At 70.5% G+C, this 20186-nt stretch carries 15 protein-coding genes; 8 read left to right on the top strand and 7 right to left on the bottom strand.

Going from position 1 to position 20186, the window contains the following annotated elements; all coding sequences use genetic code 11:
* Window positions 1–22 precede the first annotated feature (22 nt).
* Genes ACGFIR_RS25435 through ACGFIR_RS25420 form a run of 4 tightly spaced genes read left to right on the top strand, consistent with a single transcriptional unit; the run spans window position 23 to window position 5411 of the window.
* The gene (locus ACGFIR_RS25435) at window positions 23–1963 is read left to right on the top strand and encodes an ABC transporter permease (RefSeq protein WP_393147559.1); all 1941 of its coding nucleotides are present in this window, start codon (window positions 23–25) and stop codon (window positions 1961–1963) included.
* Window positions 1960–2715 carry an ABC transporter ATP-binding protein gene (locus ACGFIR_RS25430; RefSeq protein WP_393147557.1) on the top strand — a complete coding sequence of 252 codons (756 nt, stop codon included), beginning with the start codon at window positions 1960–1962 and terminating at the stop codon, window positions 2713–2715. Before ACGFIR_RS25435 ends, ACGFIR_RS25430 begins: the two co-directional genes overlap by 4 nt.
* Window positions 2712–3452, top strand: coding sequence for an ABC transporter ATP-binding protein (locus ACGFIR_RS25425; protein ID WP_393147555.1), 741 nt, complete (start codon window positions 2712–2714; stop codon window positions 3450–3452). The genes ACGFIR_RS25430 and ACGFIR_RS25425 overlap by 4 nt, the downstream gene beginning before the upstream one ends.
* A 12-nt stretch (window positions 3453–3464) precedes the next feature.
* On the top strand, window positions 3465–5411 hold the full coding sequence (locus ACGFIR_RS25420; RefSeq protein ID WP_393147553.1) for a GMC family oxidoreductase N-terminal domain-containing protein: 1947 nt from the start codon (window positions 3465–3467) through the stop codon (window positions 5409–5411).
* 5 nt (window positions 5412–5416) lie between these two features.
* Here the strand turns inward: ACGFIR_RS25420 and ACGFIR_RS25415 are convergent, their stop codons facing one another.
* Both ACGFIR_RS25415 and ACGFIR_RS25410 read right to left on the bottom strand, forming a co-directional pair.
* Complete coding sequence (locus ACGFIR_RS25415) at window positions 5417–7564, bottom strand: 3-hydroxyacyl-CoA dehydrogenase NAD-binding domain-containing protein (protein ID WP_393147550.1); 2148 nt, start codon at window positions 7562–7564, stop codon at window positions 5417–5419.
* Window positions 7565–7576: 12 nt separating this feature from the next.
* Window positions 7577–8791, bottom strand: coding sequence for an acetyl-CoA C-acetyltransferase (locus ACGFIR_RS25410; RefSeq protein WP_393147548.1), 1215 nt, complete (start codon window positions 8789–8791; stop codon window positions 7577–7579).
* Between the two features lie 184 nt (window positions 8792–8975).
* Here ACGFIR_RS25410 and ACGFIR_RS25405 point away from each other — a divergent pair, with 184 nt between their 5' ends.
* Together ACGFIR_RS25405 and ACGFIR_RS25400 are read left to right on the top strand one after the other, a co-directional pair.
* Window positions 8976–10172, top strand: a complete 1197-nt coding sequence (locus tag ACGFIR_RS25405; RefSeq protein ID WP_393147546.1) for a TetR/AcrR family transcriptional regulator — start codon at window positions 8976–8978, stop codon at window positions 10170–10172.
* A gap of 148 nt (window positions 10173–10320) precedes the next feature.
* On the top strand, window positions 10321–11487 hold the full coding sequence (locus ACGFIR_RS25400; protein WP_393147544.1) for a TetR/AcrR family transcriptional regulator: 1167 nt from the start codon (window positions 10321–10323) through the stop codon (window positions 11485–11487).
* A 12-nt stretch (window positions 11488–11499) separates the two neighbouring features.
* On the opposite strand, the gene ACGFIR_RS25395 is transcribed toward ACGFIR_RS25400, so the two are convergent.
* The 3 genes from ACGFIR_RS25395 to ACGFIR_RS25385 form a co-directional block, all read right to left on the bottom strand.
* Complete coding sequence (locus ACGFIR_RS25395) at window positions 11500–12717, bottom strand: oxygenase MpaB family protein (RefSeq protein ID WP_393147542.1); 1218 nt, start codon at window positions 12715–12717, stop codon at window positions 11500–11502.
* A gap of 269 nt (window positions 12718–12986) precedes the next feature.
* Entirely contained in the window at window positions 12987–14081 is a 1095-nt protein-coding gene (locus ACGFIR_RS25390; RefSeq protein ID WP_393006588.1) for an NAD(P)-dependent alcohol dehydrogenase, read from the bottom strand.
* Window positions 14082–14106: 25 nt separating this feature from the next.
* Window positions 14107–14577 (bottom strand): DUF4334 domain-containing protein, encoded by a 471-nt coding sequence (locus ACGFIR_RS25385; RefSeq protein WP_393006587.1) that lies wholly within the window; start codon window positions 14575–14577, stop codon window positions 14107–14109.
* Window positions 14578–14798: 221 nt separating this feature from the next.
* Between ACGFIR_RS25385 and ACGFIR_RS25380 the strand changes: the two genes are divergently transcribed.
* Entirely contained in the window at window positions 14799–15770 is a 972-nt protein-coding gene (locus ACGFIR_RS25380) for an oxygenase MpaB family protein (RefSeq protein ID WP_393147540.1), read from the top strand.
* Here the strand turns inward: ACGFIR_RS25380 and ACGFIR_RS25375 are convergent.
* Window positions 15678–17546 (bottom strand): AMP-dependent synthetase/ligase, encoded by a 1869-nt coding sequence (locus tag ACGFIR_RS25375; RefSeq protein ID WP_393147538.1) that lies wholly within the window; start codon window positions 17544–17546, stop codon window positions 15678–15680. The genes ACGFIR_RS25380 and ACGFIR_RS25375 overlap by 93 nt on opposite strands.
* 291 nt (window positions 17547–17837) lie before the next feature.
* Window positions 17838–18605, bottom strand: coding sequence for an SDR family NAD(P)-dependent oxidoreductase (locus tag ACGFIR_RS25370; RefSeq protein WP_393147536.1), 768 nt, complete (start codon window positions 18603–18605; stop codon window positions 17838–17840).
* Window positions 18606–18913: 308 nt separating this feature from the next.
* On the opposite strand from ACGFIR_RS25370, the gene ACGFIR_RS25365 reads away from it, so the two are divergent.
* Window positions 18914–20131, top strand: coding sequence for an oxygenase MpaB family protein (locus ACGFIR_RS25365; RefSeq protein WP_393006579.1), 1218 nt, complete (start codon window positions 18914–18916; stop codon window positions 20129–20131).
* Window positions 20132–20186 lie beyond the last annotated feature (55 nt).

The raw sequence follows: 20186 nt of genomic DNA, 5'->3' as shown, positions 1-20186 counted from the left end.
GGGCCAGCACAAGGAATCGACCATGGATCAACTCCTGTTGTTCGTCACGCTCGGCTTCGCCGGCGGTGCGGTGTACGCCGTGATCGCCGCATCCATCGTGTCCCTGTACGCCGCCACCGGGGTCCTCAACTTCGCGCAGGGCTCCCTGGCCCTCTGGGCGGTGTGGGTGGTGGCCGAGCTGCGGCAGAGCGGCACGCTCGTGTTTCCCGTCGGCTCGGTGCAGCTCAGCTCGCAGCCGCTGCCGGCCTGGCCCGCTGTCGCGCTCGGCGTACTCAGCGCGGCCGGGCTGGCGATCGCCGCGCACTGGCTGGTGTTCCGGCCGCTGCGCACCGCTCCACCGTTGTCACAGGTGGTCGCATCGGTCGGGCTGATGCTGGCGATCGCCGCGCTGGTTCCGCTGCGCTTCTCGACCGACGGCGTGCTCGCGCCCGCCCTGCTCACGGACCGGACGTTGTCCGTGGGCGGCACCGTGGTCAACGTCAGTGACCTGCTACTGCTGGTCGCGGCCCTGACGGTGGCGGTGGTCCTCTCGGTCTACTTCCGGTTCACCAGGTTGGGCGTGGCGACCCGGGCCGGAGCCGAAGACGAGCTGGCCGCCAGACTGACCGGGTTGTCGCCCGACCGGCTGGCCAGCGTCATGTGGCTGCTCACCGGTGCGGCGACGTCCCTGGTGGCGGTCCTTGCCGCCCCGACGCTCGGCCTCGACCCGATCGGCTACATGTTCTATGTCCTGCCGGGGCTCGCCGCCGCCCTGCTGGCCCGCCTGACCTCGGTCATCATCGCGTGCCTGGCCGGTGTGGGTATCGGCGTCCTCCAGTCGGTGCTGCTGTTGTTGAGCAGCTTCGATGGTTGGCCGGTCTGGGCCCAGGCTGGCCTCGGCGACGTGGTGCCGTTCCTGCTCGTGATCGTCGCGTTGGTCGTCCTGGGGCGGCACATCCCCGCACGGGGCGCGTTGGGCACGGTACGTATGCCGGCGGTGGAGCTGCCCCGACGGCCGTTGCCGGCCGCCGTGGCGCTGGCCGGGGCGGCGGCCCTGGCCGTCGGCCTGACGTCGGGCAGCTGGCGGTTCGGCGTCGTCACCTCGATCATCATGGCGCTCATCGCACTTTCGCTGGTCGTGCTCACCGGCTATCTGGGTCAGATCTCGCTCGCCGCGATGGCCTTCGCCGGTACCGCCGGCTTCCTGCTGTCCCGCGCGACGATGTCCTGGCACATACCGTTCCCGCTGTCGATCGTGGTCTCGGCCGGCGCCGCCACGCTCGTCGGTGTGGTCGTCGGCCTGCCGGCGCTGCGGGTTCGCGGGGCGCAGCTCGCGGTCGTGACCCTGGCCGGTGCCGTCGCCCTGCAGCAACTCGTCTTCGCCAACCCGGCGCTGACCCCGTTCGAGGGCAACCTCATCGCGGACCCCACCCTGTTCGGCTGGGATCTGGCGGTACGCCGCGGTACCGACCTGACGACCTCCGCGTTCGCGACCACGGTGATCGTCATCGTCGGTGTGCTGACTCTGGCCGTCGCCCGGATCCTGGCCGGCGCCACCGGCCAGTCGTTCCTGGCCGTCCGGTCCAACGAGCGGGCCGCGGCAAGCGCCGGCATCAACGTGGCCCGCGTCAAACTGACCGGCTTCGCGCTCTCCGCGTTCCTCGCCGGTGTCGGCGGATGCCTCATCGGCTACAGCCGCTCACAGCTGTCGGTCGAGTCGTTCAACATAATCGTGGGACTCAGCGTCCTGTGCATGGCCTACGTCGGCGGGATCACCCGGATCAGCGGTGCGCTCATCGCCGGACTCGTCGCCCCCCTCGGCGTGCTCTACACGCTGCTCAACGGCACGCTCGGCCTCGGCCGGTACTACACCCTCATCGCCGCCTGCGCCCTGGTCGTGACCGCCGTACTCAATCCGGCGGGTATCGCCGGCGGCGCCACCGGCCTGCTGCGCGGACACACCCGCCGGGAGGTCACCTCGTGAGTGAGACCCAGCCGCTGCTCACCACGACCGGCCTGACCGTCCGCTACGGCGGCGTGGTGGCCAACAACGACATCAGCATCCAGGTCAACGAGAACGAGGTCGTCGGGCTGATCGGCCCCAACGGCGCCGGCAAGACCACCTTCGTCGACGCCGTCACCGGATTCACCCCGGCCCAGGGCACGATCAGCGTGGCCGGACGACGGATCGACCGGCTCGCGCCCCATGAGCGCCGCCGTACCGGCCTGGCCCGGACCTGGCAGGCGGGAGAACTCTTCACCGGCCTGACCGTGCGCCAGAACATCGCGATCGCGTCCGGCCGGGGACCCCTGCACAACCTCTGGAGTGACCTTGTCGGTCGTCGCCAGCCGGCCCACGACGTCGACGGCGTGATGGAGATGTTCGGCCTGCACGCGATCGCCGATCACCGTCCTGACGAGCTGAGCCTCGGCCGGCAGAAGGTCGTCGGTGCCGCCCGAGCCCTCGCCGGCGCCACTCGCGTCCTCCTGCTCGACGAACCGGCGGCCGGGCTGGACACCGACGAGAGCACCGAGTTCGGCGGCCACGTCCGTGCCATCGCCGCATCGGGCCGGGCGGTGCTGCTCATCGAGCACGACATGAACCTCGTCGCCGACATCTGCGATCGCGTGTACGTCCTGGACTACGGGGCCGTCATCGCCTCCGGAACACCGGGTGCCGTGCTGTCCGACCCGGCCGTGCGTACCGCGTATCTCGGATCGGAGCTCGTGCCGTGAGCGATGTCCTGAGTCTGCACCGCGTCACGGCCGGCTACGCCGGTGTCCCCGCCGTCCGGGAGCTCGACCTCCACGTCGGCGAGGGCGAGGTCCTCGCCCTGCTCGGCCCCAACGGCGCGGGAAAGACCACGGCGCTGCTGACCGCTGCCGGGGTCATCCGGCCGATGGACGGTACCGTCACCGCATTCGGCCGGCCGCTGCGTGGACGGCTGGAGCAGAACGCCCGCGCGGGCCTGATCCTGGTGCCTGACACCCGAGGGGTGTTCCACAACCTGTCGGTACGCGAGAACCTCGCCCTCGCCCGAGGATGGCGCGCCAACCTCGGGCATGCCCTCGACCTCTTCCCCGCCCTGAAACCACTGATGTCGCGTCGGTGCGGTCAGCTGTCCGGCGGTGAGCAGCAGATGCTCGCCATCGCCAAGGCACTGGTCTGCCGGCCACGGGTCCTGCTCATCGACGAGATGAGCATGGGTCTGGCCCCGATCGCCGTCCAGGCCCTGCTGCCCGGCATCCGTGCACTGGCCGACCGGCTCGGTGTCGGCATCGTCCTCGTCGAGCAGCACATCGATCTCGCCCTGTCCATCGCCGACCGGGCGATGGTGCTGCACCACGGCCGAGTCGTGCTCACCGGATCCGCCGCCGAGCTCCGCGCCGACCGGCGCAGCGTCGCCGAGGCCTACTTCGGTACCGCCCCCACGCCTGACGCCGGCCACTCGGAAACCCGCCCACCGCTCTGAAACGGAAGAACCATGGAACTATCTGCCAAACAGCGCGCTGCCCTGGCGAGCATCTGCGACACGTTCGCACCAGGCGACGGGGCCGACCTGCCGCCGGCCAGTCAACTCGGCGCCGTCGAGATCATGGCCGCGCTGGTCCTGCACAACCCTCGCGCCGCCGAGGTCAAGCAGTTCCTCCGGCTGCTGGACCTGTGGGAGTCCCCCGTCACCCGGCTGGTCCTCGGCGGAGGCGCACGGCGCTTCTCCCGACAGACCCAGCAGCGCCGCGAGCAGATGCTGCTCGCCCTGGCCAACTCCGGCGTCACCCGCAAGCGGGCGCTCTTCCAGGCCCTCAAGGGCGCCGCCACCCTGTCCTACTACATGGCACCCGGGCCGACCGGTCGATCGCCGGTGTGGCAGGCCATCGGCTACCCCGGTCCGCTCGGCACCAGGACCGACGCCCCCGAGCCCGTCCTCGCTCCGCTCCGCCCGACCGAGGCGACCAGCCTGGACTGCGACGTCGTCATCGTGGGGTCGGGCGCCGGCGGCGGTACCGCCGCGGCCGTCCTCGCCGGCCGTGGCCTGGACGTGATCGTCGTGGAGAAGGGCGGGTACTACGACGATCGGGACTTCGACGGCGGGGAACTGTCCGGACTGTCGCGGCTCTACGCCCCGGGCCCGGCGGCCACCGCCGAGGGCCAGCTGAGCATCCTCCAGGGCCAGTGCCTCGGTGGCGGCACCGTCGTCAACTACACCACGTCGTTCCGCACCCCGCCACGCGTACGCGAGGAGTGGGCCGCGCTGGGCGTGCCGCAGTTCGCCACGGACGAGTACGACACCTGCCTCGACGCGGTGTGGTCCCGGCTCGGCGTCAATCGCGACCACGGCCGGATCTCGTCCCGGGACGCGCTCATGGAGCGCGGACTGGCCAAGCTCGGCTGGCACGTCGACGAGATGCCCCGCAACGTCGACGGCTGCGACACCGGCATCGAGTGCGGGCGGTGCGGCCTGGGCTGCCGCATCGGCGCCAAGCGGTCCGCGACCAAGACCTGGCTCGTCGACGCCCAGGCCTCAGGCGCACGGCTCGTCGTCGGCGTCGACGTGCGCACCGTCACCGTCAAGGCCGGCAGGGCGACCGGCGTCGCCGGCCACACGGCCGACGGTAACCCGGTGACCATCCGCGCCCGCGCCGTGGTCGCCGCGGCCGGCAGCGTGCAGACGCCGGCCCTGCTGCGCCGCTCCGGCCTCACCAACCCGAACATCGGCCGGCACCTGCACCTGCACCCGGCCACCGGCGTCTGGGGCGTGTTCGACGAGGAGGTCCGGCCCTGGGAGGGCGGGATGCAGACCCGGTACTCCACCGAACACGCCGATCTCGACGGTCGCGGCTACGGCGTCATCTACGAGACGGCCGCCACCAACCCCGCCACCGCCGTGTCGTTCATGAGCTGGAGGGGCGCCCAGGCCCACCTGGACCAGATGCGGTCGCTGCCGAACCTCAGCGGGGTCGGCATCATCACCCGCGACCGCGACAGTGGACAGGTCAAGGTCGGCAGCGACGGCGAGCCGGTGGTGCACTACCGCCTCTCGGCGTACGACGCCGCCCACATGCGGGCCGGTATCGAGGGCGCCGCCCGTATCGTCGAGGCGGCCGGCGCCCGCAAGCTGTTCTCCGGGCACCAGCGCGGCAGGATCTGGGAACGCGGACAGGGCTCCATCGACGACTTCATCCGGCACACGGACACCTTGGGGACCGCACCCGGCCAGATCGCCATGGCCGCCCTGCACATCATGGGCGCGGCCCGCATGGGCGGCAGCCCGGCGACGTCGGTCGCCGGGCCCGACGGCACCACGTGGGAGGTCCCGAACCTGGTCCTCGCCGACGCGTCCACCTTCCCGGCGTCGTTGGGCGTCAACCCGATGATCTCCGTGGAGGCCATCGCGTACATGAACGCCCAACGACTCGCCGCCGGACTCTGACCGACCTATTCGAACCGCTCGCCCCGATCGGCCTTGGTCAGCAGTAGCTGGGGCGGGCTGAACCGGTCGCCGTAGCGCTCCGCGAGCACCCGCGCGCGGGCGACGAAGCCCGGCAGCCCGCCCTCGTACTGGTTGATGTACTGCAACACACCGCCGGTCCAGCTCGGGTAGCCGATGCCCAGGATCGAGCCGACGTTGGCGTCGACCACCGAGGTCAGCACGCCCTCCTCGAGGCACCGCACGGACTCGATCGCCTCGATGAAGAGCATCCGCTCCTTGAGGTCCTCGAAGGGCGTGTCGAGGTTCGTACCGCCGAAGTTGTCCCGCAGGCCCGGCCAGAGCCCGACCCGCTTGCCGTCGCGGTAGTCGTAGAATCCGGCGCCGCCCGAGCGTCCGGGCCGGCCGTACTCGTCGATCATCCGGTCGATGACGGCGTCGGCGGCGTGCGGTTCCCAGGTGCCGCCGGCGGCGACCGTCGCCGCGGCCGTCTCCTGCCGGATCTTGCGGGGCAGGGTGAGGGTCAGCTCGTCCATCAGCGCGAGGACCGGCGCGGGGTATCCGGCCTGGCTACTGGCCTGCTCGATCGTGGCAGCCGGGATCCCCTCGGCCAGCATCGCCACGCCCTCGTTGGTGAACGTCCCGATGACCCGGCTGGTGAAGAAGCCGCGGCTGTCGTTGACGACGATGGGCGTCTTGCGGAGCCGGCGTACGACGGCCAGGGCCCGCTGCACCGTGGCCTCGTTGGTCCGCTCGCCGCGGATCACCTCGACCAGCGGCATCTTGTCCACCGGCGAGAAGAAGTGCAGCCCGACGAACTCCTCCGGCTTGCTGACGCCCTCGGCGAGCACGGTGATGGGCAGGGTGGACGTGTTGGAGGCGATGAGCGCGTCCGGCGCGACCTGCTCGATCTCGCCGTACACCTTGTGCTTGAGCGCGGGGTCCTCGAAGACCGCCTCGATGGCGAGGTCGACGCCGGCCAGGTCGGCGAGCTCCTCGGTCGCCTGGATCCGGGCCAGGATCGCATCGCGGTCGTCCGCGGTGGTCGTGCCCCGGGCGACGGCCTTGTCGAGCAGGCCCACCGAGTAGGCCTTGCCGCGCAGCGCGCCGTCGAGGGTCACGTCCTTGAGCACCACCTGCATCCCCGCCCGGGCGCACACGTAGGCGATGGCGGCGCCCATCATGCCCGCGCCGATCACCGCCACCCGCCGCAGCGGCGGATGCCCCTCACCGACCTCCCGCGAGTTGGCGGTCTGCACGTCGAAGAAGAGCGCCTTGATCATGTTCTTGGAGATCCGGCCGGTGGCCAGCTCGATGAAGTACCGCCCCTCGATCGTGAAGGCGGTGTCCAGGTCGACCTGCGCGCCCTCGACGGCGGCGGCGAGGATGCTGACCGGCGCGGGATAGGGCGCACCCTTGAGCTGCTTGCGCAGGGTGGCGGGCATGGCCGGCAGCTGGGCGGCGAGCGCCGGGGTGGCCGGGGTTCCGCCCGGGATCCGGTAGCCCTTGCGGTCGTAGGGCTGCGTCGCGTCGGGGTTCGCGGCGATCCAGGCGCGGGCGGCGTCGATCAGGCCCGCCGCGTCGGCGGCGAGCTCGTCGACCAGCCCGTGCGCGAGTGCGTCCTGCGGTCGGCGCCGCTGGCCGCGCAGCAGCCAGTTGGTCAGCGCGTCGATCACGCCCAGCAGCCGGACACTGCGCACGACGCCACCGCAGCCCGGCAGCAGGCCGAGAGTGACCTCGGGGAAGCCGATCTCGATGGCCGGGTCGTCGACCACGATGCGGTGGTGGCAACCCAGGGCGAGTTCCAGCCCGCCGCCGAGGGCCGACCCGTTGATGGCGGCCACGACCGGACGACCGAGTGTCTCCAACCGGCGCACGGCGTTCTTGAGCGCGCGGGTGTCGGCCTCGGACGCCTCGGCGTCGGCGGGCGCCAGCCGCAGCAGGGATTCCAGGTCGCCACCGGCGAAGAACGTCTTCTTGGCCGAGGTGACGATCACGCCGGCGATCTGGTCGCGCTCGGCCTCGAGCCGGTCCACGGTCGCCATGAAGCTCGCGGTGAACTCGTCGTTCATCACGTTCGCCGAACGCCCGGGATGGTCGAGGGTGAGCAGGACGACGCCGTCGTCGCCGTGTTCCCACCGGATCGTGTTGACCATTCGTCTGACTCCTCAGATTCGTTCGATGACGGTCGCGATGCCCATGCCGCCGCCGACGCAGAGCGTGGCGAGCCCGTAGCGACCACCGCGCCGCTCCAGCTCGTCGACGAGGGTGCCGAGGATCATGGCTCCGGTGGCTCCCAGCGGGTGCCCCATCGCGATCGCACCGCCGTTGACGTTGACGACGTCCATGCTCAGGCCCATGTCGGCGACGAAGTGCAGGACCACGGCCGCGAAGGCCTCGTTGATCTCCACCAGGTCGAGGTCCTCGACGCGGAGGCCGGCCTTGGCCAGCGCCTTGCGGGCGGCCGGGGCCGGGCCGGTGAGCATGATCGTCGGATCGGCGCCGCTGAGTGCGGTGGCGACGACACGCGCCCGCGGGGTGAGGCCGGCCGCCGTGCCGACCGCCTCGCTGCCGAGGACCATCAGGGAGGCGCCGTCGACGATGCCGGACGAGTTGCCCGCCGTGTGCACGTGGTTGATGCGCTCGACCCAGTGGTACTTCTGGAGCGCCACCGCGTCGAAGCCGGCCTTCTCCCCGATGCCGGCGAAGGAGGGACGGAGTGCGGCGAGGCCCTCGGCGGTCGAGTCCGGACGGATGTGCTCGTCGCGATCGAGCACCACCAGTCCGTTGCGGTCCCGCACCGGTACGACCGAGCGGTTGAAGTAGCCGTTGGCCCACGCCTTCGCGGCCCGGGCCTGCGACTGCAGCGCGTAGCCGTCGACCACGTCGCGGTCGTAGCCGTCGAGGGTCGCGATGAGGTCCGCGCTGACGCCCTGCGGCACGAAGTTGGTGGTGAAGTTGGTCTCCGGATCCAGCGCCCACGCTCCGCCGTCGGAGCCCATCGGGACCCGGGACATCGATTCGACGCCGCCGGCCAGGACCAGGTCCTCCCAGCCCGAACGCACCTTTTGCGCGGCGATGTTCACCGCCTCCAGGCCCGAGGCGCAGAAGCGGTTGAGCTGGACGCCGGCCACTGTGTCGGGCAGGCCCGCGGCGATGGCGGCCGTCTTGGCGATGTCGGCGCCCTGGTCGCCCAGCGGGGACACCACCCCGAGCACGATGTCGTCGATCAGCGCCGGATCCAGGCCGGGCATCCGCCGCAGGCTCTCCTCGATCAGACCGGCGACGAGCGAAACCGGCTTAACCCCGTACAGCGATCCGTTCGGCTTCCCCCGGCCGCGTGGTGTGCGCAGCGCGTCGTAGATGAACACCTCGGTCGTCATGGCCAAGCTCCTCGCCACTCACCCCAATGCGAATTCAGCCTAACTTTCGTTGAGTTCGCAGCCGCTTGTCAAGGAGCTCCCGCGCACGAAGCACGCTGGCCGCCATCGGCCTCGCCCGCGTACGGCGAGCGGAAAGACCGACGGCCACCGAGGCGTCATCGCGAGGGGGCGCTAACGTGTAGGGGTGCGACCAGCAGCGAGCGGTGTGGGCCCCGTAGCGACGAAGCGGCCGAAAGACCGCAAGGACCGCATTGCGCTGGCCGGTGCCGAGCTGTTCTGCGAGCGGGGCTACCACCGGGTCTCCGTCGACGAGATCGCCGCCGTCGTCGGCATCAGCGGCCCGGCCGTCTACCGGCACTTCCCGAACAAGTACGCGATCCTCGTGCACGCCACCCGGGAGGTCGTCGGCGCCCTGCTCGCCGCGACCGCCGAGCCGCAGGCGGGCACCACCGAGGCAGTCCTCGACGAACTGCTGGGCACGATCGCCGGAATCTCCGTGAACAAACGGCGCGTCGCCGGGCTGTACCAGTGGGAGGGCCGCTACCTCACCCCCGAGCATCGGCGGGAGTTCGCCGCGACCCTGGCCACGCTGGTCGGCCGCCTCGCCGGGCCCCTGCGCGAGCTGCGGCCCGAACTGACCGCCGGGCAGGCGGAGCTGCTGGTGAACGCGGCGCTCAGCGCCTTCGGCAGCGTGACCACCTACCGTGCGGCGGCAACCGGCACCGACACCGAGAAGCTGCTCACCCGGGTCGCCTGGACCCTGCTGCGGGCCGACGCGCCCCAGTTGCCGCCACCGCGGCGCGCGACGCCCGGCACCGCGCCGGTGCGCCCGGCGTCGCGCCGCGAACTGCTGCTGAGCGAGGCGATCCGCCTGTTCCACCACCACGGCTACCATGCTGTCGCCGTCGAGGACATCGGGCGCGCGGCCGGCATGCAGGCCTCCAGCGTGTACCGCTACTTCCCCAGCAAGGCCGACCTGCTCGCTGCCGCCTACTACCGCGCCACCGACCGCCTCGCCGGCGCCACGACGGCGGCGATCGCCGAGGCGAGCGACCCGGCCGACGCCCTGCGCCGGGTCGTGCAGGCCTACGTCGCCTTCGCGTTCGGTCAGAGCGACCTCGTCGCGGTCTACCTGGCCGAGAACAACAACCTGCCCGACGAGGACCGCCACCAGCTGCGCGGGGCGCAGCGCGCGCACGTCGAGGAATGGGTGCGACTCGTCGGTACGGTCCGACCGGACCTTCCCGGCGCCGACGCACGTGTGCTCGTGCACGCCGCGCTCAACGTGGTCACCGACATCGGCCGGCTCGGCCGCTTCGACCGCACCGAGGGCTACGACGCCCAGACGGCCCGTCTCGCCCTCGCGGTGCTACAGGCATGACCGGCGGTCGACCGCCCGCGCCTCCCGCTGTCGGAAGCCTTCGGCATCGACCGTGCGTGACCTGGTGGTGACGTCGAGGGCTGCGATGGTGCTGTGATTGACTAATACTCATGGTCCTGCGCCCGCCCACGTCTGATCGAGTCATCTGGTGACCTCCGGGCCGACCTCGGCCACCCGACCTCGCAACCGCAAGCAGATCATCGTCGAAGCGGCCGGCCAGGTGTTCAGCGAGCGCGGCTACCACGGGGCCTCCATGGAGGAGATCGCCGCGGTCGTGGGGATCAGCGCGGCGGCGTTGTACCGGCACTTCCCGAACAAGTACGCGCTGTTCGCCGAGTGCGCGAACGTCATCGTCGACAAGCTCGTCGAGATCGTCGACGAGTGGCCGCCCGAGGCGGCCTTGCGGGACGTGCTCGTCGCCCTCACCCGGGTGACGGTCTCCCACCGGGCGTCGGGTGGCCTCTACCGCTGGGAGGCCCGCTACCTCGAGCGCGAGGACCGCCGGCTGCTCCGGACGAAGTTCGCCCACGTGGTGGGGCGGGTGAGCGAGATGGTGCGGCGCGAGTACCCGCTGCCCGACGAGCTCCTGCGGACCGTGGCGGCCCTCGGGGTGATCGGGTCCGTCACGATGCACCACACCTCGATCGCCCAACGCCGGATCGAGGATCTGCTGCTGGCATCCGCCATGCGCGTGGTCGCCACCGATCCGGCGGCGGTGGTCACGGACACCCCGGGCCTGGTCGAACTGCCCGCCCAGCCCGTGCCGCGCACTCGGCGCGCGGAGATCCTGGCGGCGGCCGTCCCGTTGTTCGCGCGGGACGGATTCGCCAACGTCACGAACGTACAGATCGCGCAGGCGGTGGGGCTCGCCCCGTCCGCGCTCTACCGGCACTACCCCGGCAAGGTCGACATCCTGGTGGCCGCCTGCCTGCAGGCGGCGGGACTGCTGGCCCAGGCGGTGGACCGGAGCCTTCATCAGGCGACCGATCCGCGGCAGGCCCTGGTCGCGCTGGCGGCGACGTACGTGGCCTATTGCTTCGAGCACAACGCCCTCAACAGTGTCGCCGAAGCCGAGGTCGCCAGCCTTCCGGCCGACTTGCGGCGCCCCTTGATCGTCGCGCAGCGTGAGCACATCGCCCTCTGGGAGCAGCAGTTGCGGACGGTCCGTCCGGAGTTGGACCCGCGACAGGCCCGGCTGCTGGTCCACGCGGGGTTCGGCGTGGTGGTCGAGGCCGGGCGCGCCCTGCGCTGGCAGGACACGCCCGGCCATCGGAACGCCGTCACCGCTCTGGTGACCGGCGCCCTGACCTGCTGAACGCAGCGCCGGTCAGGCGCCGGGGCGGTTGTGGGTCGGGATGGTGATGGGGGTGTGGCTCGCCGAGGTGCCGTTGTTGAGGAACAGCATCGCCAGGCCACGGATGAACTTGTCGAACATGGAGAAGGTGCCCGGCATGACCGGCGACAACCCCTCGCGGAACATGACGAACGTCGGCCACGCGGTCTCGATCACGCCCCGCGAGACGAAGTCACGCGGCAGCCTCAGCCAGTTGCCGATCTCGTCGCTGAGCACGTAGCGCGAGAACTCGCGCTGGAACCCCTTGGTGATGCCCAGGTCGGCCGACGAGGTCAGGTTCAACAGGATGTCGGCCAGGTCGATGCCCTCCCGCGTCGGCGCGAGCAGCGGCGTCAGCGCGTACTCCGACTGCTCGTACGCGGCGGCCCAGGTAGCCGGGATGAACTCCTGCCGCACGCCCAGCAGGTACAGCGCGACCTGCCACATGTGCAGGAAGGCCTCCTCCTCCGCGGCCGAGATCCGAAGGCCGAAGCGGCGCCACTCCGTCAGCTTGCGGTGCACGTAGGTGCCCAGGCTGTGGAAGGTGATCAGGATGTCGCCGTTGCTGATCGGAATCGGGTGGTCCGTGACCCCCCGCCACGCAGCCGACTGCGGCAACAGGTGCCGCACCGCGGCGTGCGTCAGGCGGGTCTTGGTGGAGGTGGTGATGAACATGCCTGACGGCTTGAAGGCATCGGGCGCGTTCAGGTCGTAGCCGTACGTGAAGGTCTTGGCCGCGCGCGACTTCATGTCGGCGCCGCCCTCGGACCAGTAGACGTTGCGGGCTTCCCGCGGGATCACCGTGCTCATGATTCCGCTGCCCAGGCCGTAGAGCACGAACAGGTACAGGCTCATGCGCTTGTTGAAGGCGGCGGCGCGGTCCAGCTTGGCCTGGTCGGCCCAGGCCGGAAGCTTGTTGTGCGTACGCAGGTAGTTGGTGAGCGCGGGGGGCAGCCCGGCGGGGATCGCGTCGCCGTTCTTGATGTACGACTTGAAGGCGTTGTTGACCGCCGGGATCTGGCCGTTGTCGAGCAGCGAGACGAGGAGCGGGTCGGTGTCGTCGTCCCAGACGTCCCACGGGTCGGTGACCGAGTTGGTCCCGGCGATCGAGTTGGCGGACGACCACGCCCACGCCTTGGGCGTCTCCGTCACGGCTACCAGACCCAGCGCAGCACCGAGGGTCAAGATGCCTCTTCTGCTGAGATTTTCCATTCAGCACCACTTCCCGGTCGGCCGGACATCGCCCTGAACACCGGCCCGTAGAGGCGATACAGGCAGGTTTCGAGTTATCCGGGCGTGTGATTTTCTATTAACATAGAGGAGCTTGACTCTGCCGGCAAGAGGTCATCTTCGATACGAGATCACCTCCACCCGAGTCCCGGGAGGAGGGTGCCGCCCGGCGGCCCGGAGCAGGTCGACAGGGGCGGCTGGCTGCGGCGGACGTGATCCACGCGGATGGCCGGCCGATCCGGCTCTGCCCGTCAGCCGAAGGTGAGGACAGGCTTGATCGCGGTGCCGGCACGCATGCCGGCCACCGCGTCACCGATGTCCTCGAAGGGGAAGGTGGCGATCAGCCGGTCCAGCGGGAAGAGCCCGCGCTGGTGAAGATCGACCAGCTCGGGGATGAGGCGCGCCGGGTCCGCGTCGCCCTCGATCACGCCGTGCACCCGGACCCCCTTGGTGAGCAGGCTCATGACGTCGAATGAGACCGTCGACCCGATGCCGACAAGGGCCAGGTCGCCCCGGGGACGCAGGGCTGCGACGGCCAGCCCGAGCAGCTCCGGTCGGCTGGTGGTGTCCACGACGTGGTGTACGCCGCCGCCGGTGAGGTCACGCACGGTGGCGACCAGGTCGTCGGCTGCCTTCGGATCCAGGGCTGCCTTCGCGCCGAGCTCGACAGCCAGGGCGCGCCGCGAGGCGACCGGTTCGATGACGATGACCGGGTCGCAGCCCAGGACGACCGCCGCCATCAACGCGCTGAGCCCGACCCCGCCGGCACCGATGACGACCAGGGAGTTCCCCGGCTCGGGGCGCAGCCGGTTGATCACCGTGCCCGCCCCCGTCTGCACACCGCAGCCCAACGGCGCGGCGACGACGGCCGGCAGGTCGGCGGGCACCCGGATCGTGTTGCGCTCATGCGCGAGCGCGTACGTGGCGAAGCTGGACTGGCCGAAGAAGCCGCCGTGCACGGGGGCGCCGTCGCGCGACAACGGCGTGCTGCCGTCGCCACGGCCGCCGGAGGTGTTCAGGCTCCGCTGGGAGTCGCAGTAGGCCGGCTGGCCGGCCGCGCACTGCTCACACGATCCGCAGCTGTTGAAGGTCAGGCAGACGTGGTCGCCCGGCGCGAGACTGGTGACCGCCACGCCGACCGCCTCGACCACACCGGCCCCCTCGTGGCCGAAGACCATGGGAGTGAGCCGCCGGGGCCAGATCGCCTGCATGCTGAGGTCGGTGTGGCACAGGCCTGCCGCGGCGATCCTGACCAGCACCTCGTGCGGCCGTGGTGCTTCGAGGTCCACGGCCTGGATGACGAACGGCCCGCCCGGGGTGTCGGTGACGGCTGCCCGGATCCGCATGACGAACTCCTCCGTGCGACCTGACTCAGGCGACGCGCTCGAGAACGAAGTAGAAGAACGGGCCCTCGGCGGCGAATCGCTTGCCGTTCATGATCCCCATGAGGGTGTGCTCGTCGACCCGCTTGAAGTGGTCGAAGACCGGCTGTCCGTCGTAGACCATCGTCGCGGTCGACTCGCCACGGAACTCGACGGTCCACAGGCTCGCCTCGCCCTTGCCGAGCACCGTGTTGGAGTACAGCTCGCCCTTGTCGTTCCGGCAGATCAACGGCTTGGCGTCCTGGACGGTGACGAAGGTCTTGCCATACCACCCCGCCCGGTCGAGCTGCCCGTTGAGGGGGTGTCCCGTGACGAACTCACTGCCCTTCCACTCGCCGAGAATCTCCTCGGGGCGAACCGTGTCCAACGCCGCCCAGATCTCGTCGAGTTCGGCGGCGGAGACCAGGCCGTCCTCCCCGCGCAGCTCGGAGAAGCGGGCTCGGGCCCTGGTGGCGTCCATCATGGCTTCCTCTCGCCGTGTGGCATGGGTCGGAACGTCGGTCGCGGCTGGCAGGAGAGACAGCGGTCGTCGGGACATCGCACGACCGCGAAGAGCCCGCGGCGGCGAGGGTACGGATGACGCCTGTCGATGCGCGATCGGCAGGCGACGTCGGCCGGGGCGCCTCGTCCTGCCTTGACACGAGGCGGACGGTCGCCGAATCTGCTTGCGAGGTGGTGGCGATGGCTGATGGCGGTCGATACCGCTGGTTGCGTCGTATCGAGGCCCTCGACCCCGTACGCGACCATCACGAAATCTACCGGATCTCGATCGGATACGAGTTTCCCTTCGACTACCAGCGGGCGCTGGAGCTCGCGTTGCTGCGCACGTACTGCGTGCCGAGCATCTCCGCCCTGCTCGACGCGACCGGCGAGTTCCGGCTCCGGGCGCAGCAGCGGTACGACGACACGGCCCTGCTCATGGCGGAGATGGCGGAGCACGGATACGACTCGCCGCGCGGCAGGCAGGCGCTGAAGGTCATCAACCGGGCGCACCACCGGTACGTGATCTCCAACGACGACATGCGCTACGTGTTGTCCACGTTCGTGTACGAGCCGATCGAGTGGCTGGACCGGTTCGGCTGGCGCCGGCTGCACGAGCACGAGCGGTTGGCCGCGTTCCACTACTACCGGGCGGTCGGTACGCGGATGGGCATCCGCGACGTGCCGGACGACTTCGACGCGTTCTGGGACTTCAAGCGTGAGTACGAGCACACCGCCTTCCGCTACGCCCCGACCAACCAGCGGATCGCCGAACACACCCTGGACCTGTTCGGCTCGTGGTACCCGAGGCCGTTGCGCCGCGGCGCGCGGCTCGGCGTGGTCGCACTGCTGCCCGCCGAGCTGCGCGCCGCCTTCGGGTTGCCGGCCGCACCGCGCTGGCTGTCCACCGTGGTCACGGGTGGTCTGCGCGCCCGGGCCGGGGTGGTGCGGATGCTGCCCCCGCGCCGCACGAGTCGGTTGACCCACGCGCCACGCAACCGCACCTACCCCGGCTATCCACACGGATACCAGCTCACCGATCTCGGTGCGCCGCCACCGCCGCCCGACCTCGACCCGGCACTAACCCGTGGCGGACCCGACCGCCGCACCCGTCGACCCGTAGAGGGCGTCGATGCTGTCGCCGTACCGGTCGACGATGACCCGACGCCGTAGCTTCAGGGTGGGGGTCAGCTCGCCCGACTCCGGCGTCCAGCTCGACGGCAGCACCTGGAAGGTCTTGACCTGCTCGGGCCGGGCGAGCTTGGCGTTGGCAGCCTCGACGGCGGCCTGGATCTCGGCGAGCAGCAGCGGCTCCGAGGCCAGACCGGGCAGCTGTGCCTCGCTGATGCCGTGCGCCCGCGCCCACTGGGGCGCGACCTCGTCGTCCAGCACGATCAACGCCGTGACGTACGGTCGCCGGTCGCCGATCGCGACCGCCTGACCGATCAGCGGGTGCGCCCGGAGCAGCCCCTCGATGTGCGCCGGCGAGATGTTCTTGCCGCTCGAGGTGATGATGAGTTCCTTCTTGCGGTCGGTGACGGTGAGGAAGCCGTCTTCGTCGAGCGTGCCGACGTCGCCGGTGGCCAGCCAACCGTCCGCGTCGGTGACCGGCTCGACGCCACCGTCGCCGCGCAGGTAGCCGGAGCAGACCAGCGGCCCCCGAACGAGGATCTCACCGTCGTCGGCCAGGCGGACCTCCATCCCGATGTGGGGCCGGCCGACGGTCCCGGTGCGGAAGAGTTCCGGGGTGTTGATGGTGGCGGTGCCGGTGGTCTCGGTCAGGCCCCACACCTCCAGCACGTCGATGCCGAGCCCGGCGAGGAACCGCAGGACGTCGACCGGGATCGGGGCCGCACCGCTGCCGGCCCAGACCATGTTCTGCATGCCCAGCGTGGACTGCAGCGGTCGCAGTACGGTGGCTTCGGCCTGCGCCAACCGCGCCGCCAATTCCTCGGGCACCGCCTGGCCCGCCGCGCGCAGCTCGTACGCCTCCAGGGCGACGGCGCTCGCGGCGTTGAAGGCGTCCCGCACCGCCGGCTCCGCGGCGGCCAGATGGGCCTGGACGCCCGCGGCCATCTTCTCCCAGATCCGCGGTACGCCGAAGAACGAGGGGGGACCGACCGCGCGCAGGGTCGCGATGAGCTGGGTGGGGTCGGGGCAGATGGTCACGTGGCCGGCGCGGTAGATGGGGTTGTAGATGCCCAGGAACCGCTCGGCGATGTGGGCCAGCGGCAGGTAGGCCACCGACGGCGCGTGGTTGGGAACCGACACGTTGGCCTCGAGGGACACGGCCTGATAGATCACGTTGTGGTGGCTGAGCACGACGCCCTTCGGCTCACCGGTCGTCCCCGAGGTGTACAGCAGGGTCACCGGCTGCTCGGGTCGGACCTCGCGCCAGCGCCGCTCGAAGGCGTCCGGGTCGGCCTGGTGCGCGGCCCGGCCGAGGGCGCGCACCTGCGACAGCGGCACCGTCGTCGGGCCCGTGTCGCCGGGTTCGGCCTCGTCGACCAGCACGATCCGGCGCAGGTCGGGCAGCTCCGGCAGGATCGGACGCCAGCGGGCCAGCGCGGCGGGCCCTTCCAGCACAAGCACCTGGGCGTTGCTGTGCAGCGCCAGGTAGCGCATCTGTTCGGCGCTCAGCGTCGGATAGATCGTGGAGGGCACCGCGCCCAGATGGACGGCGGCGAGGTCGACCAGCCAGTGTTCCGGCCGGCTCGACATCATGATCAGCATGTGGCGGCCCGGTTCCAGGCCGATCTCGGCCAGGCCGCCGGACAGCTCGGCGACCTCGTCGCGAAGCTCGGCCCACGTGCGGGTGTCGTCGCGGTTGAACGTGGTCAGCGCCGGTAGGTCGGCGAACTCGGTGGCGTTGCGGTGTAGGAGGGCGGGAACAGTCAGATCGGCAGCCGTCTTGGCGCACCGGTCGGCAAGGGCGTCGGCAGGGTCCATGGGTTACTCCTTCAACCGTGACCGGGCCTGGTGATGTGGAGGCCGGCGAACCCTCACCGTGGTGCCGTCAAGGGCGCCGCAGCCTTATGACAGCACTGTAAACGAGGGTTAACTTCCTGGGAAGGAGCGATTGAGAGCACGTGCTCGTCCGGGTTACCGGCGTGATCGGCGGACGAACGCAGACTAACCAGTCAGGCCCGTCCCGCAGGATGGCCGACGGTGACCGCGACGTCGCTGCGGGCGAACCGGGAGCGCGACGGGACGCGGGCTCCGCCCGCGGCTCCCGACCTGTCACTGGGCCGTCCAGCCGCCATCCACGTGCAGGACGCTGCCGGTGACGTAACTGGCGGCGTCCGACGCCAGGAAGGCGACAGCGCCGACGACCTCGCGCGGCAGACCGAACCGGCCCATCGGGATCCGCTCACGCAGCCGCTTCGACCACTGGTCGTGGCTACGCAACCCCTCCGTCATCGGCGTCTCCAGGTAACCGGGCGCCACCGCGTTCACGCGTACGCCGGCAGCCGCCCACTCCAGCGCCAGCGTCCGGGTGAGCTGCTCGACTCCGCCCTTGCTCGCGCTGTAGGCGGCCAGTCGCGGAAAGCCGACCTGACCGTGGACCGAGGACATGTTGACGATGCTGCCCGCGCCCTGTTCGATCATGATCGCGCCGGCGGCGCGGGCGCAGATGAACACCCCGGACAGGTTCGTGTCGATCACCTGCTGCCAGTCCGCGACGCTCAACTGCTCGCTGCGTTGCAGCGCCGGGCTGATCCCGGCGTTGTTCACCAGGATGTCGAGACGGCCCCAGCGCTGCCGGGCCAACGCCACGACGGCATCGGCGACGGACTCGTCGGTCACGTCACCGGCGACCACGTCCGCCGCACCCCCGTTGGCCACGATCTTGTCCCGCACCGCGCGCAGCGCCTCCATCCGACGCGACTGAAGGATCACGGACGCGCCGGCCTCCGCCAGCCCTTCGGCGATCGCCGCCCCCACCCCCTGGCCGGCGCCCGTCACCCAGGCGACCTTGCCCTGAAGCAGTCCCTTGACCATGGTCATGTCGGATTCCCCTCCGGGAGGTCTCGTCGCGGACCCAGCGCCGCGATCCGGTGCCCGGCGGCGACTCGCAGGCTCATCTCCACGAGCGCCGCCGCCCAGCCATGCTGCTACATCCGATCCCTTTTGCTCACCCCTGCGGGACCGCAGAAACAGATCGACTGCGGCGCCCGTTGGTCCAGCTCGGACGAAACATAGACCGTTGTCACAGCGAGCCTTGTGATCACCGACACAGTGTGCTCTCATTTGATACACGGGCGCAATATTCGTTTCATCGTATCAGCGGCCTCGACCTTGAGGAGAAGTGAAACGTGGAACCTGTCAGCAGGCGCAGGATGTTGAAGGCCGGTGGGGCGTTGGGCGCGCTGGGCGCGTTGAGCGCCGCCACGCCGGCGCACGCCCAGTGGACCTGGTCCCCCAAGGGCTCGGTGGCGGGCGCCGGCGCGGGCGTCGACCCGCGATGGGTGTGGGACGAGGAGGCGGACCCGTTGGTCGCCTCGCTGCTCGACCGGGGTGACGTGCCCCTGGTCAACAGGCTGCTCCGGACCTGGACCAAGAACGGTCAGCCGTTGCCGGACGGGCTGCCGGCGGATGTGCACCAGTTCATCGAGCGCGCCCGCACGCTGCCGTCGTGGGTCGACCACGGCAAGTTGGCCACCGCGGTGCAGTTCAACGAGAAGCGGGGGCTCTACCTCGGCGTGCTGTACGGCCTGGCCAGCGGCATGATGAGCACGGTCATCCCGAAGGAGGCCCGCGCCGTCTACTACTCCAAGGGCGGCGCGGACATGAAGGACCGCATCTCCAAGACCGCCAAGCTGGGGTACGACATCGGGACCGCGAACGCCTACCAGCCCAGCGGTTCGATGATCGTGACCGCCGTGAAGACCCGGCTGGCGCACGCCGGCGTGCGCCACCTCCTGCCGCAGTCTCCGGACTGGACGGAGGTCGCGCCCGAGGACATCCCGATCAGTCAGCGGGACCTGATGGTCACCTGGCACAGCCTGCCGACCACCGTCATGCGGAAGCTGGACGACTGGAACGTCCCGATCCCCGCCAACGAGTCGACGGCCTTCCTCCACCTGTGGCAGGTGGCCGGCCACATGCTCGGCATCAAGGACGAGTACATCCCGGCGTCGTGGAGTGAGGCCAACGCCCAGGCCAGCGAGGTCCTCGACCCGATCCTGGCCCCGACCCGCGAGGGCAACGCGCTGGCGGACATCCTGCTCGGCCTCGGTAAGGAGATCGACGCCGGCCTCCTGAGCAAGCCCATCCTCGGCTCGTTCACGCGGTTCATGCTCGGCAACCAGATCGCCAACTGGCTCCAGATCCCCCGCGACCTGCTCTGGGACACGCTGCTGCGCACGTCCTGGGGGCCGTTCATCGCCGTCCGGGAAGCGCTGCTCCCGCTCCCCCTCGCCCCGGAGTGCTACTGGCTCTTCGACGAGTTCCTGCGCAAGTTGGCTCTGCTCTTCCTGTCCGAGGGGCAGTCGATCAACATCGAGATCCCACTCGGCAACCGCGATTTCTGATCGCGAGCGTCACAGGCTACGGGCGCGGGCCGGTCCCGCGTCCATGGCTTTTCCG

This window comes from Micromonospora sp. NPDC049051 (assembly GCF_043197575.1).
Taxonomy (GTDB): domain Bacteria; phylum Actinomycetota; class Actinomycetes; order Mycobacteriales; family Micromonosporaceae; genus Micromonospora.
The sequence above is the reverse complement of the archived record's forward strand: the minus strand, read 5'-3'. Positions and strand labels throughout refer to the sequence as shown.

What these genes read in the sequence shown, in the direction of transcription:
- ACGFIR_RS25435 (WP_393147559.1), top strand. Translation starts at nt 23, where the DNA reads ATGGATCAACTCCTGTTGTTCGTCACGCTCGGCTTCGCCGGCGGTGCG.
- ACGFIR_RS25420 (WP_393147553.1), top strand. Translation starts at nt 3,465, where the DNA reads ATGGAACTATCTGCCAAACAGCGCGCTGCCCTGGCGAGCATCTGCGAC.
- ACGFIR_RS25415 (WP_393147550.1), bottom strand. Translation starts at nt 7,564, where the DNA reads ATGGTCAACACGATCCGGTGGGAACACGGCGACGACGGCGTCGTCCTG.
- ACGFIR_RS25410 (WP_393147548.1), bottom strand. Translation starts at nt 8,791, where the DNA reads ATGACGACCGAGGTGTTCATCTACGACGCGCTGCGCACACCACGCGGC.
- ACGFIR_RS25395 (WP_393147542.1), bottom strand. Translation starts at nt 12,717, where the DNA reads ATGGAAAATCTCAGCAGAAGAGGCATCTTGACCCTCGGTGCTGCGCTG.
- ACGFIR_RS25390 (WP_393006588.1), bottom strand. Translation starts at nt 14,081, where the DNA reads ATGCGGATCCGGGCAGCCGTCACCGACACCCCGGGCGGGCCGTTCGTC.
- ACGFIR_RS25385 (WP_393006587.1), bottom strand. Translation starts at nt 14,577, where the DNA reads ATGGACGCCACCAGGGCCCGAGCCCGCTTCTCCGAGCTGCGCGGGGAG.
- ACGFIR_RS25380 (WP_393147540.1), top strand. Translation starts at nt 14,799, where the DNA reads ATGGCTGATGGCGGTCGATACCGCTGGTTGCGTCGTATCGAGGCCCTC.
- ACGFIR_RS25375 (WP_393147538.1), bottom strand. Translation starts at nt 17,546, where the DNA reads ATGGACCCTGCCGACGCCCTTGCCGACCGGTGCGCCAAGACGGCTGCC.
- ACGFIR_RS25370 (WP_393147536.1), bottom strand. Translation starts at nt 18,605, where the DNA reads ATGACCATGGTCAAGGGACTGCTTCAGGGCAAGGTCGCCTGGGTGACG.